This is a genomic window from Burkholderia sp. BCC1996, assembly GCF_905339955.1.
In the GTDB taxonomy this organism is placed as follows: Bacteria; Pseudomonadota; Gammaproteobacteria; order Burkholderiales; family Burkholderiaceae; genus Burkholderia.
Map to the genome: position 1 here is coordinate 1 of NZ_CAJPHM010000107.1, position 389 is coordinate 389.

The 389-nt window shown below is 64.3% G+C and carries 1 protein-coding gene; it reads right to left on the bottom strand.

The genetic code is table 11. The features are described 5' to 3' along the window. A partial coding sequence (locus U4Z64_RS37430; protein ID WP_321822700.1) for an IS3 family transposase occupies positions 1–297 on the bottom strand: 297 nt, incomplete at its 3' end. Positions 298–389 lie beyond the last annotated feature (92 nt).

Sequence of the window (389 nt, forward strand, 5' to 3'; positions counted from 1 at the left end):
TAACGGCAGCGGCGTGCGCTCGACAGCCGCAATACGCTTGCGTCGCCGCTTGCGCACGCTCAGCCCCGCCTTGCTGTACAGGCGCCAGATGCGCTTGTGGTTGGCGAAGCAGCCATCCCGCTGCAACAGCACGTGAATCCGGCGATAGCCGTAGCGGCGCTTCTGCGCGGCGATGGCCATCATCCGGCCAGTCAGCGCTTCGTCATCAACTCGGCGGCGTGATTCGTAGTGGAACAGCGAGCGCGAAATCCCTACCAGCCCGCAGGCCCGGGTAACACCCATGGCACGTTCGGTCATCAATATCCGGACCGCTTCGCGCTTGGCCTGCGGGCTTGCTACTTTCGAGCCAGCAGGTCCTTCAACGCGGCGTTGTCGAGCATCGATTCGGC